This window comes from Rhodococcus sp. AC861 (assembly GCF_979256035.1).
Window position 1 is genome coordinate 1 of sequence record NZ_CEEDMW010000008.1, and the last position, 17011, is coordinate 17011.

The following is a 17011-nucleotide window of genomic DNA, read 5'->3' on the forward strand; positions in this document are numbered from 1 at the left end:
CCACCGACCCCACACAGGCATCGACGGCAAGTCACCCATCGAGCGACTCACCGTCCACAACCTCCCCGCGAAGAACATCTAGCTCTGTACCGACTCACCTTCGGCCAGCCGCGACAGGAAGACATGCTTGCGCTGCTCAGGAAGCGGGGACTCGAAGCGGACCCCGTCAAGCTGGCCGGCATGCGAATCGATCTGTCACCGCCGTATCGCAGTGAGACCCCGAAATGAACATACGGGCAATGCCTTCGCTGTTGTCGATAGCAGAAGCCTGTATTACCGCGCGTCTCCGCAGCAACCCGAAAGTGAACTCTGCCGCGAACTAGAACCCAGACGCACGCGAGATCATGGAGTCATCGCGATCGCATTCCCAACCATGCGCCCGCAACTCCTGCACGATCTCCGTCTCCGATTCGGGTCGCAGAATCAGGAATTCGCCGTTCAGGACACTGCTCTCGACCCGGCCGTATTCCTTGATCACTTCTATTGGGATTTCTGCGAGCATGACCTGGGCGGGCCACTGTGGCCAGTCTCCATCGACATGCCCCGGGATGGCATCTAAATCGAAGGGTTCGACATCTTCGGGCTGGTCGATCTCAGATTGCGAGAACACTGCGTCAATCTCATCGAGAGTAGTCTTGTCCAGTGTCGCTCGCGCCTTGCCCCAGTTCACGAACTCCGACCGCAGGGCACTCAATCGCTCTGCGAGATCGCGCCTCGCAAACACTAGGTTCCCGTCGACTTCGCCGTAGATGAAGGATTCGCTCATGATCTTGATTCTTTCAGGTTCCCCGACAAACCACGACGATATGCCGAATCTTCAGCGTCGAGGCCATCGCAGCCTGTGGAAAAGGGCGCAAAACCCGGGGCCCGGTCAACCAGAGCGACTCCGGCCCATTGGCTCTCGTGGACATCCTCAGCGGTTCAACGCCTGCGCCCCGGCTTGGGTACTCATCGGCCATTCACATACCGACCCGATCCGCTCGGATTGACACGGGCTGGTGTGCGCGTCGCCTACACCAAACTGTGAACGCAACCGTAGCGTGTTTGCCTAGCGACGTCTCGATCCAGGGAGCCCACTAGGCAAGGCCCGGACGCTTGAGCGTGTCTCGTCATTGTAGTCTCGCTGTTCTTGCAGTTTGACTAGTTTTCGGACCTCTGCCGCCTCACGCTCGGCTTTGAGCTCCTCCGCCCATTCCAGCGCGTGGGCACGCCTACGTTCCTCGGCAACTCTTTGCCGTTCGGAGTCCGCCTTACTCGCATTCAACGCAAGCTGAGCATGGGTTCGCGCAAGTTCTCGCGCCTTCAGATCAGTCCTTGCTTGATCGACGGCCTCGTCGCTGCTTCCGCAAGCCTCATGGGCGCGGAGCGCGTCGCGTGCATGCGCGACCGCCACTCTGGATTCGCTCAGCACCTCCTTCAACTGCTCACGCGACAGGCTTCTCATGTACGCCCTCTCGAATCAGTCGGTGTGGAATTCAACGGCGTTACAACTACCCTAAGCAGCGACCTTCGGCGGTGGGCCAAGTTGACGGATACACTGGCTCACAGCTGGTGAGAGCTCGGTCCCTGCTCGCAGTCAGCGCAATCGAGCGTCATGTAGCGAACTTCGCGAGTTTTCCGACCAGGACCACTGGTGAAGACGTCGAGCGGCGTCAGCGTCGATCGCACTCATCCCGTGCGATCGTGCCGAGGCATGCTAATTCGCTTATGCGTTATCGGAGTTCACGACCAGGTCGCCATTTCATATAGCACCGGACAACACAGGAACGCCGCCACGTGACTTCGACCATTTCGAAGTCACTGCTCTGTCGAGAAATGTTGGGTCCAGCGTCATACCCGTTGCGGCTGCAAGCACGTGAGCCGCAAGTCGTGGCGGGATCGCATTGCCGATTTGCTGGCTGACGTCGTTTCCCGACCACGGGTAGTCGGAGGGGAATGTCTGCAGGCGGCCGGCTTCCTGCAGGGTCAAGTTAGTTGTCGTCCCGTCTGCCAACTCGATCCGATTACGGGTGACCTTGCCTGTCACGGTTGCCGACGGTTCATCCCACTCCCGTCTACCCCGATTCTTCGGGTCGCCACCGCTTCCATAGTTGGAAACAACGGTAAATGAGTGTTCTCGGCCGAGTGCCTCGCTCATAGAAACCCAGGGTTCCAGACCCATCTCAGCTTGGCGCGGCACTCCCTTACGAAAGTGCTGATGCGTGGGAGCTGGAAGCCTTACTTGCCCCTGCCAGCGGGCGATGAGTATGGCGCGACGGCGAGTCTGCGGCACGCCGAACTGCTCGGTCCTCAGGATCCCGCAGTCCGCCCCGTACCCGTGCCGCTCCAACGCAGTCTGGATGGCTTGCCAGATCGGCAGCACTGCCGGAACCTGCTCCATCACGACTGCTTCATACGGCCTTCCCAGCCGAACAGCCTGTAGCGCCCATCGGAGGGGCTCGAGCACCAACCCGGTTCGCTCGTCCTCGAACATCGTCAGGCTCTTGGTCACATCCGCCCCACCTGCCATCTCATCCACGAGAGCAAGAACTTTGTTCAACGCTTGCCTACCTGCGCCGTTGCCCGCCAGGGTGTATGTCTGACAGGGCGGGCCCCCAGCGAGAATATTCGCATCAGCAAAGTCATCTGGCCCGAAGTCTCGGACGTCGCCCCGCACGGTAGGCAACCGCGCTGAAGCCCTGGTAGCGCAGGCGTGGCGGTCGAGTTCGATGCCATTGGTCTTCATGCCTAGCCAGTGAGCCCCCACATCAAGTCCTCCGGGGCCGGCGAACAGATCGACCACCTCGTGGCGAGAGGCGAGGTCGGGCATGGGGGTGGCCATGGTGCCGAATACTATCTCGGTCCGCGGCCCTACGACCGACGTCATGACACATTGCTCGACGGCGTGCGAGCGAGACCTCGGGCGGTGGTCCCCCACGGGGGACCCAAGGCCGGTCACGCGCAAACAAGCCGCTCGGCCACCCGGCCGCAGGTATAGGGCCAGCTCGGATGGCCACTCCCAGCGTTTCAGGCACACAGAGTTGATGGGCGTGAACGATCCCAGTGGGTCAACGACCACCTCAGACGCCCGCTCGAGCTGGTGACTACAGGAGATCGATCTGCAGCGTGGTCGCCGGCTTTCGTAGGTCGGTTTCGCCATGCACCCTCCAAACAGCCCCACAACGCGTGGCCGGTTGATCGACCGCGGCGCAATCCGGTACCACGATCGAGGCGCTGCCGGCCCCTTCGGCATGCCGATGGATCCGAACCAGCCCGCCAGAGCGTCCACAATGCCCGCCAGCAGCTCGTCAAGATCGAAGAGACTCTGTCGGCCGGGGTGCGGTCCTCGTCACACGAGCCCATCGCCGCGCTGGTCGGCGACGAGCTCGCGCGCCTATTCGGGCATGCGGTGCGCTGACACCGTTGACGTGACGCTACCTCGCACCACGTCAACCAGATTCCAGACCTCTACCCTGTCATCAAGGTGATGCGCATTGCCCAGCGAGATGAGCAAGGTCTCCAACCAGATCGCCAGCCGCACGCCTGGCGCGCCATTCCAACTCGACAGCGAACCCTGGCGTCATGTTCGAGATTGCGGACCTCTCACGGGCAGTCGCTCGACCGACGTCGCTGCTGGCTGCGACCCGAAGTGGTCGTCGCAGTCGCCGCCATGGTCGCCACCGGACTCCTAGACGTCGTGCAAGCCGTGTCCGCAAGAACCCGCCCATAATGACCGCTCGCGACGCGAAACTATGGTTGGCTGAAAACGTCACATCGTCAGCAACCGACTGCAACGCGGCATGGGTATGGTTGCGCGAAGCGCTGTTTCACGCAACAGACCCACCGAACTCGAGTCGGATCGTACGCGTTGCCGTCAGTCCAGTGTCGGTAACGTCTGGTAGGAATTTCGAGATAGGCAAGCAAAGGCGCTCCCCGCGCCCTGGTAAACGGAGGCTCGATGCGTGCACAAGGCTGGTCCACTCCAACTCAGGAGCTCATCGGCCTCGTCAACGACTATCACGCGAAGTGCGTCCAGGTGTACCGACAGGATGTCAACCGGGTCCAAGAAGACGCCGGCAAAGAGCGGGGAATCGCCGAGGGCGGATACGGGCGTAAACAGATCCAAGAACTGGTACAGAACGCGGCCGACGCTCTGCGTGGAACTCGGGGTCGTGTCCAGGTGACCCTCACCGATGATGCTCTGTACGTGGCGAATCAAGGCGAACCGTTCGAAGGCACAGGTGTACGCGCACTCCTGTACACCCATTTATCGAACAAGACCGGGGATGAAATCGGGCGCTTCGGCCTCGGATTCAAGTCCATCAGCGGTATATCGGACGGCCCTCAGATTTTCAGTCAGACCGTGTCTTTCGAGTTCAGTCGGCATCGGACTGCAACTGAGCTTTCGCACGAGCTGGGCCAAGACTTCGATGACGCCGACGTGCCAGCTCTGCGGCTTTCGTGGGTGATAGAACCTACGCTGGAGATTCGCTCCGATCCATTGCTCGCGGAGATGACCAATTGGGCTATGACCGTAGTCAAGGTGCCCCTCAAGCCAGGTGCTGCGGAACACCTTTCGGAGGAGATTGCAGAATTCGACGAATCCTTCAGCCTGTTCGCTCCTCATGTTCGTCAGCTAGATCTGCGCGACGTTGTTGCGGGTCAGGAACGATCGTTCTCTGCGACGAAGAAGGGAAACCGACTCACGCTCACCACCGAGGACGGTGCGCGCGACTGGCTCGTAATCTCGCGAGAGCACAGACCTTCCGACGCAGCCTTGGCTTCTGCAGGATACGCAGCACGTCGAGACGCTGTCACAGTCAGCTGGGCAGTACCCACCACCGGCAAGCTCGGGCTCGGACAGCTGTCCGCATTCTTCCCAGTCAAGTCGGATTTGTCTCTCAGCGGCCGCGTGAACGCCCCGTGGAAGCTGTCGGATGATCGAATCAACGTCATCGAATGTGAGTTCAACAGGGAAATACTTGCGGACGTTTTACCGAAACTTGTTGTAGACGCTCGACGAGAGCTGGTTGCGGACGGCTCGTACGGAAGATACATAGATGTCCTGCCGGCCCGTGGTCGGGAGATACGGAGCTGGTCTGACGGCGTACTCAATGAGCCCGTCTACGAGGCACTACGAGACGCCCGCTGCCTTCCCGACTTGGACGGCCAGCTGAGGTCCCCGAATTCCGTAAGGCGCGCACCCAGCGAGATTGTAGGAAACTTCACCGATCATTGGTTGAGCATTACTGGCGCTCGAGGCGACTGGGTTCACCCCGAGTGCACCGCAAATAGAGAAAGAATAGCGAAGGTAGACCGACTGATGCAGGACAACCCACACCGGGTTGGACGGATCGTTAGTTGGATCGAAGCTGTAGTGGCAGACCCGACCGCCAAGCAGTCGGCCGCAGCGATCGAGCTCGCAGCGGAGATTGAAGCGCTGGGGGGAAACGCACCGAAGGACGTACGCGACTCACAGATCGTCCTACTGGAGAACGGAAAACTGCAACAACCTGTCCGCGGGCGGTGCTTCATCAGGACCGACTCGGACCAAGGTGGCGCCGTGTTCATCGATGGCGACGTTACTCGTTCCCCGTCGACTCTCGCAGCACTGGAACACCTCGGCATCACCTCGTTCGAAGACGGCGGCGAGATGAGTCAGTTGATGTCCACGCTAGCTCGCGATGGTGTCGTGGACTGGGACGCGCTGTGGATCGCGATGAGGGGATCGGGCGAAGCGTCCGTGCTGGATTCCTTCAATCGAATCCTGCACGGGCATGCAGACAAGATCGTACGCGTCAAGAACGGAAATTCGGACTGGGTTCTGCCTTCCGACATGTTTCTGGCCGGCGACTATCTGAAGCAAATCAAAGAAGATTCAAGTTACCTCGCCGATAATGCTTACCACGCAGCAGACGCAGAGATCCTTGCACTTCTCGGGGTACGGTCACGACCGACGAGAGACGGGACGAGAGCTCGCGAAAAGTGGTTGGGCCGCTACCTGACCGAGCTCAAAGAACACGTCGGCGATCAAATGAAGCTCGGCATTCAGGCTCGCGAGAACATACACGTTGACAACATCGACACTGTTCTACGGCCATTGCAGTGCCTTCCTCAACTCAGTCCGACCAATCGCGCCGCTCTCACAGTGTCGATCTTGAAGGAATTACGCGATTCGTATGTTCGCGTTACCCATCCTTCAGTGAATAAAGCCGCCCGGTATATTGCACCGGAACTGTGGTGGATCAAGAACCAGGGCATGCTTCCGACGAGTCTCGGATTAGTCCATGTTTCGAAGGCATTCACCCCTTCAAGTGAAGCGGGCGAGTTTCAAGGTCTCCTGCCGACAGCGGGAGTCCCAGAGCTGAGCGACGAAGTCGTCAGGTTGCTCCGTCTTCGCACCGACATCGCCACACTCAGTTCAGAAGACTTTCAGTGGCTTATCGACGCGCACAAAGACCGTGACGACGTCGTAAGCGTCGGAAGAATCTACGGTTGGTGGTGCCACACTCATACTGATCACGCACCAGCCACCATCTGGGTCCGTCAGCGCGGTACTTGGGCCCCTGTCGAAACCGGCCAGGTAGCAGTGGCGCCGAACACCGAGGCTCAGCGCGACCTCGAAGAATTCGGAATTCCCTGCGTTCTTCTGGACACCGCCGAAGACTGCTACAACCTTCGAGAGTTCTGGGGTTGCCTCGAAGGTCGCGAGCTACCACTCACCTACTCCTACGAGACCAGCGCAGAACCAGCGCCACTACTCGACATGTTCGACATCTTCGATGAGTTGGATCTAGATTACGACCCCGATGACTTATCGATCCAGAAATGCCTCTCGATCAGCAAGGTTGCCGCCGTACCCGGCCGTCCGGAAGTCCGAGTCGGGTGCCAGTACGGCCGAGAAGGCAATATTGTTCTTGTCACAGGAGAGAACGAAAGAGACATCCTGCAGCAAGTTCTTGCTTGCCTCGAACTCGACGACTCACGTGAACAGGTCGACGCACACCTTGACACCCGCCAGCGCAAACGCGACACCAAACTCATGCGTCAGATTCGAGGGGCAGCCGACGACGGCGAGCGGCTCCTACTGTTTGCAGGTGAAGACAGGCTGAAGGCGCTGATCCCTAAAGATGCCCTCGATTACCTCAGCTCGACCGCAGGCACCTCGATCAGCGGGTCGGAACTAACGAGGCTCTGCATCACCATGCTGGGAACACGCGCACTGGAACGTGTCTGCAAGGTAGAGGCGGGCGGTCTTCCCGTCACCCCGCCATCCACGTGGCACGGGTCCTTCCAAACACGGAAGTGGGTTCGAGATCTGGGTTTCGGAGACGAGTGGGCTGGGCAGAAAACCGGACGTCGCAACAAACCGACTGAGTACATCGAGGGCCCCACAAAGCTGAACAAGCTCCACGATTACCAGGAAGCTGTTTCAAACCGTCTGTTGGGCATGCTGATCGGTGACGGTCCGAACCGAGGAATCGTGTCCCTGCCTACCGGCGCCGGCAAGACGCGTGTCGCAGTACAGACAATCATCTATGCAATCCGTGGTGGGGCAATGGGGGAATCGACCACTGGATTCTCGGGCCCCATCTTGTGGCTCGCCGACGGTGAGGAGCTCTGCGAGCAGGCCATCGATGCGTGGTCGTACTTGTGGCGCGCGGAGGGCCAACAGGACACCCAACTTGTGCTCAGTCGGTTCTGGTCGAACTACGAAACAGAAGAAGAAAGCGGTGGAGTTCAAGTAGTCGTCGCCACGTGGCAGAAAATACTGAAGCGGGCGGTGGGTGAACCCGATTTCGCGTGGCTCGCCGACAGTCCCTTGGTCGTCATAGACGAAGCTCACGGGGCACTTCACAAGTCCTATACCCAAATCCTCGAGTGGACAGGTAGAGGCACTCATCAGAGGGATAAACCACTCTTGGGCCTGACGGCGACTCCGTTCCGAGGACGTAAAGGGAGCGAGGAAACGCTTCGTCTTCTCAGACGTTTCGACGACAACCTCCTCGACGAAGGTGTATTCGGCGACGACATCCCTCAGGTACGTCTGCAACGTGACCGCGTGCTGGCGCGTGCGCGACTCGAAATTCTGCACGGTGTGTCGATAGAGCTGTCTGATCAAGAATTGGAGGAATTCCGCAAGAAGTACTGGATGCCCAAGAACGCGGAAAAGCGCCTCGGCCAACGCGAAGATCGCACCCGAACGATCCTGGATTCAATTCTGAGCAAGCCTGATGATTGGCCGATCGTGGTGTTTGCCGCGTCCGTCGAGAATGCGCAGACGCTGGCGACTTTGCTGACGTTGCAGGGCCGACCGGCCGCTTCGATCGACACCGACACCAGCCCAGACGACCGACGAAGTGCCGTTCAGCGATTCAAAGACGGCGAACTGCGGGTGCTCACGAACTATGCCGTGCTGTCGCAAGGATTCGACGCGCCGTTGACTCGCGCGGTTTACATCACCAGGCCGACAAGCAGTGAAGTTCGATACCAGCAGATGATCGGTAGGGGGCTTCGTGGACCGAGAAACGGCGGAAGCGAGGAGGTCCTCATCGTCAACGTGCTCGACAATATCGTCGAGTTCGGAGACAGTATCGTGTACGACAGCCTCACAGAGATTCTTGAGATTGAGGAGCCCGAGGTAGGTGCACATTAATCTCGACGAGTCACAGCGCGCAATCGTCCACGCGAACTATTCGGACCGCCGTATCGTCACGGCGGGACCGGGCGCAGGTAAGACAGCTACCGCTGTAGCGCTTGTCGAGGAAATTACATCGCGCACAAGAACCGATTCCGACGACGTTTCACAGGTGCTCTTCGTATCGTTCTCTCGCGCCTCGATCAACGCGTCCATCAATGCTTTCGGTAGCGGCCTCGACAAGGACACCGATGCGGTTGTTGCGATGACTTTGGACTCCCTGGCTTGGGAGCTGACTGGAACGAGGAATGATCAGTTCGCGGCACGCATCGACTTCGACGCAATTATCGAGCTGGCAATCAACAAGGTATGTGGTGACTACGGCGGGGAGTTGGACGACGTCGTCCACTTGATAGTCGATGAGGCTCAGGACATGACCAATGTCAGGCGGAAGTTTCTGCTCGCATTGATTGATCGGCTGCCTGCGGATTCCGGATTGACCGTCTTCGGCGATCCGCTTCAGTCAATATACGAGTTTCTGGATTCTTCTGCTGAGAATGGTCAGTCTGCGTGGGACAGTCTGTTGACAGGCCTGCGAGACCGTGACGTCACCTCGTTCTTGACGCTGGACGGAGAGTACCGTGCACGGCGACGTGGTCCACGGAAAGTGTCCACGGCGGCTCGAGCGATGCGCCACGTCGGTGCAACCGAGCGCATTGACCTACTCGACGAATTAGTCACGGACCTTTCACTCTTTAACGCTGCACAGTTCGGACAACAGGCTGCCGACTGGGTAGGTACCACCGCTGTTCTCGTCCGCACAAACGCGGGTGTTGTCGCGCTTCATGACGAGCTTGCGAAGGCCGGTTTTCATTGCCACGCCCGCCATCGGGATGCCCGACAAGCGACCGTCGCCCCCTGGGTGGCGGATTTATGGGAAGCGGTGTCTGGCCGACCCGTAACGATGGCAGCATTCGATGAGTTCGCATCGTTCCGTGACGACGTGGAGTCGGGCTGGTTTCGGTTGCTTCTGCACGCGACGCACGCAGGAGAAACCGTCAGCTGGAACTCATTTGCGAGAATCTGTTCGACCAGCCTCGACTCGGCCCAGCCCTGGTTTACTCCCGATGTGGATGTACCGGTCATATCGACAATCCATCAGGCAAAAGGTCTGGAGTGGGACAATGTCGCGGTCGCAGACGTTCCTACGCTGCTCAGGCCCGCCGGCAAACGCGAGCCCGAGAGTGAGCTGCTCTTCGTAGCTTTGTCCCGCGGACGCGACAAGGTCGTAATAATGGATTGGGAAGCGCCGTTCTACAGAACCGCGCCAAGAAGCAACCTGATGTATCGGCCCCATCCGCGCCTGAACTTCCCGACAGAAGTGCTCATCACGCCAGAAAGCCTGCGACTCGATGACATGATCGGCGACGCCGGAGGCCAGGCATGTCTACGCTCGGCTGCGCCCGGGTCGAGAGTGGACTTTGAGCTTCTGTCGTCCGGGTCAGGTTGGCCGAACTACCGTTGCCTTGTGAGCGGCGAGGTTATCGGTGCGACGACACCCGAGTTCGGCAGGGCTTTCTCGCAGCTCTTGCGAGGTCGTGGCGCCGGTGGATGGCCGCAGCTGGGTAGCGTCACGCTGGAAGGTGTCGAATCCAGGTGGTCGACGATCGAGAACACAAAGTTTTGGTTGCAGGCACGACCATTCGGTATGGCCGAAGTACTACGAAAGGGACCTGAGTAGATGGCCGAGGATCTTGCACCGTGGTACCGAGCTCGAGACGACATCTTCGACAGCCTGGAAGACGAGCTGTTGGGTCCGGCCGACGGCCCGTTGTCCGAGTTTCCTCTCAACAGAATCATCGTCGGGATCCTGCACCCACAGAAGCCCCATCAGGCCATCGCCACCGAGTATCACGAGAAGCTCGAGGCCGACGAGCCTGCGGAGGACGCGCGCTCGGCCTCTCTCGACAGTAGTGCGACCGAGTCTGCTGTTGCACGGTCGCATGCCCACAAACCGTCCGCAATGGGCCTGACTTTCAGCGTGGACTCGACGAAAACCACGTCAGTCATCGTTGACGTCATGGCGCACCGGTATGAAGAACAAGGCGACGGTTCGTGGCTGCCGATCCGCGTCGCGACGGACCACCCGGTCGAACTCGACCCACTCGGACCGCACCAGCTGAGCGCGGTCGTCGCAGAGAACCTGTTGCTCAGAGGCGTCGTACGAGACCCTGTCGACGGAGTCGTCCGCATTACACTTTCCCTGGTCAATACCAACGTTCAGAGCGCAGGCGAGGGCCACGACGACGCAGCATGCTGGTTCCGTCCGTCGATCACGGTGGCGACCGCGAACGGGAAGTTTGTCGACCGACGACGACCACGGGATGTAGCCAGCAGCGACCCCGATGTACGTTCGTCAGAGTTTCTGTACCGAGACGAACCAGCGTTGGCCATCGGTCACGGGTGCGCAGTGTCGTGGGATGAGACTGCCACTGATGTGACTCACCTTCGTACGACATTCCTGCCTTCACACGATGTACGACTCGCGCGACCATCGGGTGGTGACGATGATGACCCGTTCGGGTCCTATCAACTGGTGATGAACGACCTTGCGTCGAGTGACGACAGAACACACCTGTCCGGCATGGCGTCAGCGTACGAAAGATGGATCGAGGCGCGGGAGGCTGACAGTGGGCTGTTGGCAGGGCCTGCGCGCGAGGCTGCCCTCGAGCACATCGACATGGCGGCAGTGTGCGCTCGCCGGATGAGGGCGGGCATCGAGGCGCTCGAAGACCCGTTGGTCAATCGAGCATTTCGTCTGATGAACGAGGCAATGGTTGCACAGCGAGACGCACAGGACAAAGCACGTGGAGAGGCGCCTTCCACTCAAAAATGGCGACCATTTCAGCTTGCATTCATTCTCATGAACATTCCAGGAATCGTTGATCCGACTCACGATGACCGCGACGTGGTGGATTTGTTGTGGTTCCCGACTGGTGGCGGCAAGACAGAGGCATACCTCGGATGCATCGCACTGACAGTGCTGCTGCGGAGATTGCGCCGCGCGGACGACGGCGGTGTTTCGGCAATCATGCGGTACACCCTGAGACTCCTGACGAGACAGCAATTCGAACGTGCAGCAGGTCTCATCTGTGCGCTCGAGTTGATCAGACGCCGAGATCTGCCGAAGTCGAAAGAGATCACACTCGGCCTGTGGGTCGGCGACAAGGCGTCACCGAACAAGGTCGAGGACGCAAAAGCCATCCTCGACAAGTACGCATCGGGCGAGCAGCCCGAAGGGTCGACGCCGGTTCAACTTCTTCGCTGTCCATGGTGCTCCGCTGAACTCGGTCATTTGAATTATCACATCGTGAACAAGAGTGAGCTCGTTATTCGATGCCCGAATTACTCATGCGAATTCAGCGATGGCCTACCGTGCTTCGTTACCGATGACGATGTCTACCGAGTGCGACCGTCTCTCGTCATCGGGACCGTCGACAAGTTCGCTCTCATGACGTGGAGGTCTCGCGTCGGATCACTTCTCTCGGTCGACGGTCCGGATTCTCGGCCCGATTTGATCGTCCAGGACGAGCTTCACTTGATTTCGGGCCCTCTCGGAACGATGGTCGGACTTTACGAATCGGCGCTGGATCTGGCCTGTACGGATGCCGGCCGTCCCAAAGTATTAGCCTCGACAGCCACGATCAGGCGCGCGCAGCAACAAGTGAAGAGGGTTTTCGACAGAAATTCCGTTCAGTTTCCGCCACCTGGGTTGAATCCATCGGACAACTACTTCGCTGTCGATGCGACTCCGGAGCAGAAAGGGTCGCGCCGCTACGTCGGAGTGATGGCTCCCGGTACGAGCCAAGCGACTCTACTGGTGCGTCTGTACTCGGTTTTGCTCCAGTCAGTAAGCGAACTGGAAGCGCCCGATGCAGTACGAGACGACTACTGGACGCTACTCGGCTACTTCAATAGCCTGCGGGTTCTTGGTTCGACGTATCTTCAGGTGTTGGACGATGTGCCTGACCGTCTTCGCATCGTGGCCGCGCGACATCGATCCGAGGCCCGAGTCATCTCTCAGGAGCCCGTTGAACTGACTTCCCGTGTTGATCAAACCAAGATTCCGACCGCGATGGGAAAGTTGGAAACGTCATACCCGTCGCCGGATAGCCCCGACGTTGTTCTCGCAACCAACATGATCTCGGTTGGCCTCGACATCGATCGCTTGGGCCTGATGGTCGTCGCCGGGCAGCCGCAGAGTTCGTCGGAATACATTCAGTCGACAAGCCGGGTCGGCCGGAGGCACCCAGGATTGGTCATCGTCGCACTCAATGCGCAACGTTCGCGTGACTCGTCTCATTACGAATCATTCATCCCGTTCCACAGAGCTCTCTACCGTGAGGTGGAGGCCACCACAGCGACGCCTTTTGCCTCACGAGCCCGCGATCGGGGCGCCCATGGCACGCTCGTGGCAGCGATACGCTTGTTGATACCCGGTCTCCGCGACGACAACTCGGCAGTCGCGATAGCCAAGTATCCCGCTGAGACACGCAAGATCGTGGACGCACTCGTCGCGCGGGCCGAACGTGTCGCACCTGACGAATACGAAGCCTATAGAGACCAGTTGCTCACCTACATCAAAATTTGGGAAGAAGCAGCCGAGCGAGAGCTCATCGACGAATACGGCAAACTCACGCATCCGAGAGCATCGCGACAAACTGCGCGGAAGCCACTGCTAGCGTCGACAAGTGGCAATTCGCAGCCTGCCAGTTACCCAGTTCGGGAACCCGCATGGCCTACCCTCTCCAGCATGCGCGATGTGGACGCGGAGACCCAAATGTTCGAAAAGTACCTGGCGAGAGAAGCTCAGTGACATGGTAATCAGTAGAAGCCTCAAGAGTAAAAAGCCGCCGGTCAAGGCCACTGTTCGCCGTAGCCAACTGATCAGCACTTATGGCGTTGGCTCGATATTGCCGGTCGAGTCTGAAAGTTTCATCGTCGCGGGACTCGATTACTGGAAACCCACTGCAGCGGACGAAATCGAAGAACCCCGACTGTGCGGACTCCTTGGCGTGACGCGGTTGTATTCACCTCCGGGTGGCGAAGGCGCGGGCATGGTCCCGATTGCGCGATTCCCAGAATGGGTGTACTGCCCAAGTTGTGCCAGACTCGATAAGTTTTGGCGGCTGGCAGACAAGATGGAAACCCGTTACATCAACAAGTGCCGTCACTGCATTACCGCAAGACTGGTCCCGTCGAGGTTCGTCGCATGCTGCACGAACTGCCACATTCAAGACTTCCCGTACAGGTATTGGGTTCATCGTGGAAAAGCCGACATCGCCGACTCGGATCATTCGCTGCGAATCGATACTGACGCAACCGATTCGACACTGGCCGGGATCACTATCCGCTGCAGCTGCGGGCAATTCCGAACGCTGGAAGGAGCGCTCGGAAGCAACTCTTTGCGTATGCGTTGTGGAGGAGCGTCGCCCTGGCTCGATGGTGACAGGGTGGACTGCGATGAGCAGCTGGTGGGCTTGCAAAGAGGCGCGTCCAACGTGTGGTTCGCGGACGTGCGATCTGCGCTGACCGTCGACCGAACCCAGACCGACATCGAACGCGTTCTCGAGCGCATTGCGCCGGAGCTTTCGGAGATCAGTGAAGTCGACGTTGTGGTGATGTTGGGCGTACGAGCTCGCCAATACCACGTGGACGAACAAGAACTGATCGATGCGTACCGGAAGTACCACGATGCACCGCAGTCGTACGAGGACGCTGCGAAGCAACTCCGCGCGGACGAGTACGAAGCTCTGGGGAGATCTCACCCCGAAGTGGATGGAACCGAAACCTTCGTGTGCGAACCGTCCTTCATGGGAGTGGATGACACAGCCGACAGTCGCATCGAACTCGTCTCGCGGGTGACGCGCCTTCGGGAAGTTCGCGCACTGCGAGGCTTCGCTCGCGTCAGCACAGTCAACGAAAGTGTCGCTACATCACCCGGCTCGCTGGCGAGAAAGAGAACCAATTGGCTGCCGGCAGTCGAGGTGTTGGGTGAGGGCGTCTTCATCAGACTCGGCGAAACTGCGATAACGCACTGGCAGCAGACTCAGTTCGCGCGTGATCGAGCAGAAACGCTCACGCAAGCGATGCAGGCCGCCGCACCCGAACGCGTCGGCTTGGTGTCTCCAGTTTCTCCGCGCTTCTTACTTCTCCACTCTCTGTCACACGCCCTTCTCAATGAACTCGCCCTGGACACCGGTTACCCTGCCTCATCGATCCGAGAACGGGTTTACGCAGACAAGGGTCAAGCCGGGGTGCTCCTCTACACGGCCACCGCGGACGCCGCTGGAAGCCTCGGCGGCTTGTGTTCGCACGGAACCATCGACAATGTACTTCGCCTTTTCGAGTCAGCCACAGAGCGAGCCCAGTGGTGCTCCGCAGATCCTGTATGTCTCGAGTCGATGTCGACCGGCGCCGGCGCCGCCAACCTGGCGGCGTGCCACTCCTGCCTCCTAGTACCTGAAGTGTCATGCGAGCATCAGAACAAGTTGCTCGACCGCGCTTGCCTGGTGGGCCGCGAAGCCGACCCTCATGATGGCTTTCTGGCAATTAGTCCAGCTCGTTGACCCGCGACGCTCGAGGCGTCTTTCAGGCTCGGACGGGACAACCCCGTCACACACCGAGGCGCGTTGCACACTCATGGCCGCCGACATGACGTATGTACTCGGGATCTCCACACACCACGAGTTGGTCTCGCGCCCGTGACAATCCGACATAGAGACGCTCTCTCGACCGGTCACGACTGCCCGACTCGTTGACCGCCAACACCACCGCCCGCCGCTCCAGTCCTTTGAATCCGAGAACGTGCCCGTAAAACACCTGCTCCTTGTCCCAGAAGCTGTCCCAGTAAGCCCGTTGACCCTCGAGCTGACGAGACACCTGCTCGGGATGGCGGGTCCCCGTAGACAGAAGCGCAAGATCTTCCGGTCGCCATCCGGTGTTGATCAGTGCCTCGATCTCGTCGTCGGCGCGATCGAGCGCTTCATCAGGCGAGCACCTGACCATCGTCACCTCGGGACCGTCGCCTCCGAGTAGACGCATCCGCTGGTTTGCAAGCGGACTGAAGCATGTCGCGATCTGGCGGGTGTTGCGAAGGTTCTGGTCGAGCACTATTGGAACGAGGTCGAGCGGCGGTGTCCCATGGCGATCGAACACGCGCTGCGCTTCGTCGCTGAACAGGTAGATCCCGCCGTCTTCATCGCGAAGTGATTCAACCACCGGACGCCACCATGGATCCGCGAAGTCCTGCGCCTCGTCGACAACCACCGCGTCGAAGCGTTTGCCCCAATCCAAGGCGCCCGCAAGGTCAGCCATCTGGGCCGGGAGCACCTCTTCCCAGAACCGAACGCTCTCCGCTGTTCGCACCGACTCGGCCGGTCCTGCCGCGGCACCCCACTCTCGCCCCAATGTGTGGAACTCCCCCACGTAGGCCGGGCGCTCCTTCCAGTGCCAAGTCTCGGTCACCCTACGCAGATACGACGCAAGCCCATGTGAATAGCAGAGCAGTGCGACTCGCTTGTTTGCCTTCGTCAGCCTTCGTGCCTGCTCCAGCGCCAAGAAAGTCTTTCCGCTTCCAGCGCCGCCGCGAATTTCAACCCGCGGAAGTAGCTGGATGGCATTCAAAATCACAGTCTGCTGCGTGGTGAGAGCATCTGCCGCATCCTCATTGGCGAGTGCCCGCGACAAGAGATCTTTCTGCGGAAGGCCGCGGCCGTTCAAGACCATGCGAAGCTGTTCGCCGGCCTCGGAGCCCACCTCGCGGTGTGATTTATTCTCCAGCACCGTGCGGACGGCAGCCACCAGCTGATGCAACTGAGCTCGGTCTACGACTTTCCACCGAGGGCATTCGGGGAGAGAGAAGTCGGCCGTCAGCTCGGTATTGGGGAGAACTAGCAAGTGCACCCACGGCACGCGCCCCTGCGTCCACCTAGCGTCTGACTCGACGTACTCACGCAACGCATAAGTCGCATTGAGCACTTGCCGGACCGGATCGATCTGGTGATCGCGACCGCCGCGAGACTGCACCCACGTGGACCCGTCGTGCCACACTTGGCCACCCTTGACCTCGAGGCATGCAACACCCAGGCCATCAATAGCCACGACAAAGTCGATCTCATGGTCTTTGTCGTGATTGGAGATTCGTTGATTGGCTGCGACGAAGTCAAACTCGCCGAGCTGTGCCGACAGCGCGTCCCACACGGCCCTTTCCGCGCCGTTCACCAAGGGCGGGTCTTCCGTTGCTTTCACCACCATGGGACCAGCGTGCCAGTCGCCACGCGCGTGCGCTTCCAAATTTTCGATTGCTGTGCCTGACCGGCGACGTAGCAATGC

7 protein-coding genes are annotated in these 17011 nt (G+C 59.6%); 4 read left to right on the plus strand and 3 right to left on the minus strand.

Going from position 1 to position 17011, the window contains the following annotated elements; genetic code table 11:
* Nucleotides 1-319 precede the first annotated feature (319 nt).
* Nucleotides 320-766, minus strand: a complete 447-nt coding sequence (locus tag AC0IX4_RS21470; protein WP_471830998.1) for a hypothetical protein — start codon at nucleotides 764-766, stop codon at nucleotides 320-322.
* 975 nt (nucleotides 767-1741) lie between these two features.
* A complete protein-coding gene (locus tag AC0IX4_RS21475; RefSeq protein ID WP_471831000.1) occupies nucleotides 1742-2821 on the minus strand; it encodes a DNA cytosine methyltransferase in 1080 nt (359 codons plus the stop codon).
* 1116 nt (nucleotides 2822-3937) lie between these two features.
* Here AC0IX4_RS21475 and AC0IX4_RS21480 point away from each other — a divergent pair.
* Genes AC0IX4_RS21480 through drmB form a run of 4 tightly spaced genes read left to right on the plus strand, consistent with a single transcriptional unit; the run spans nucleotide 3938 to nucleotide 15246 of the window.
* Nucleotides 3938-8635, plus strand: a complete 4698-nt coding sequence (locus AC0IX4_RS21480) for a DEAD/DEAH box helicase (RefSeq protein ID WP_471831002.1) — start codon at nucleotides 3938-3940, stop codon at nucleotides 8633-8635.
* Nucleotides 8625-10358: a UvrD-helicase domain-containing protein gene (locus tag AC0IX4_RS21485; protein WP_471831004.1), complete on the plus strand. Its 1734-nt coding sequence runs from the start codon at nucleotides 8625-8627 to the stop codon at nucleotides 10356-10358. The genes AC0IX4_RS21480 and AC0IX4_RS21485 overlap by 11 nt, the downstream gene beginning before the upstream one ends.
* A complete protein-coding gene (locus AC0IX4_RS21490; protein ID WP_471831006.1) occupies nucleotides 10359-13493 on the plus strand; it encodes a helicase-related protein in 3135 nt (1044 codons plus the stop codon).
* Nucleotide 13494: 1 nt separating this feature from the next.
* On the plus strand, nucleotides 13495-15246 hold the full coding sequence (gene drmB / locus AC0IX4_RS21495) for a DrmB family protein (RefSeq protein ID WP_471831008.1): 1752 nt from the start codon (nucleotides 13495-13497) through the stop codon (nucleotides 15244-15246).
* Between the two features lie 46 nt (nucleotides 15247-15292).
* Here the strand turns inward: drmB and AC0IX4_RS21500 are convergent, their stop codons facing one another.
* On the minus strand, nucleotides 15293-16933 hold the full coding sequence (locus AC0IX4_RS21500; RefSeq protein WP_471831009.1) for a nuclease-related domain-containing DEAD/DEAH box helicase: 1641 nt from the start codon (nucleotides 16931-16933) through the stop codon (nucleotides 15293-15295).
* Between the last annotated feature and the right edge of the window lie 78 nt (nucleotides 16934-17011).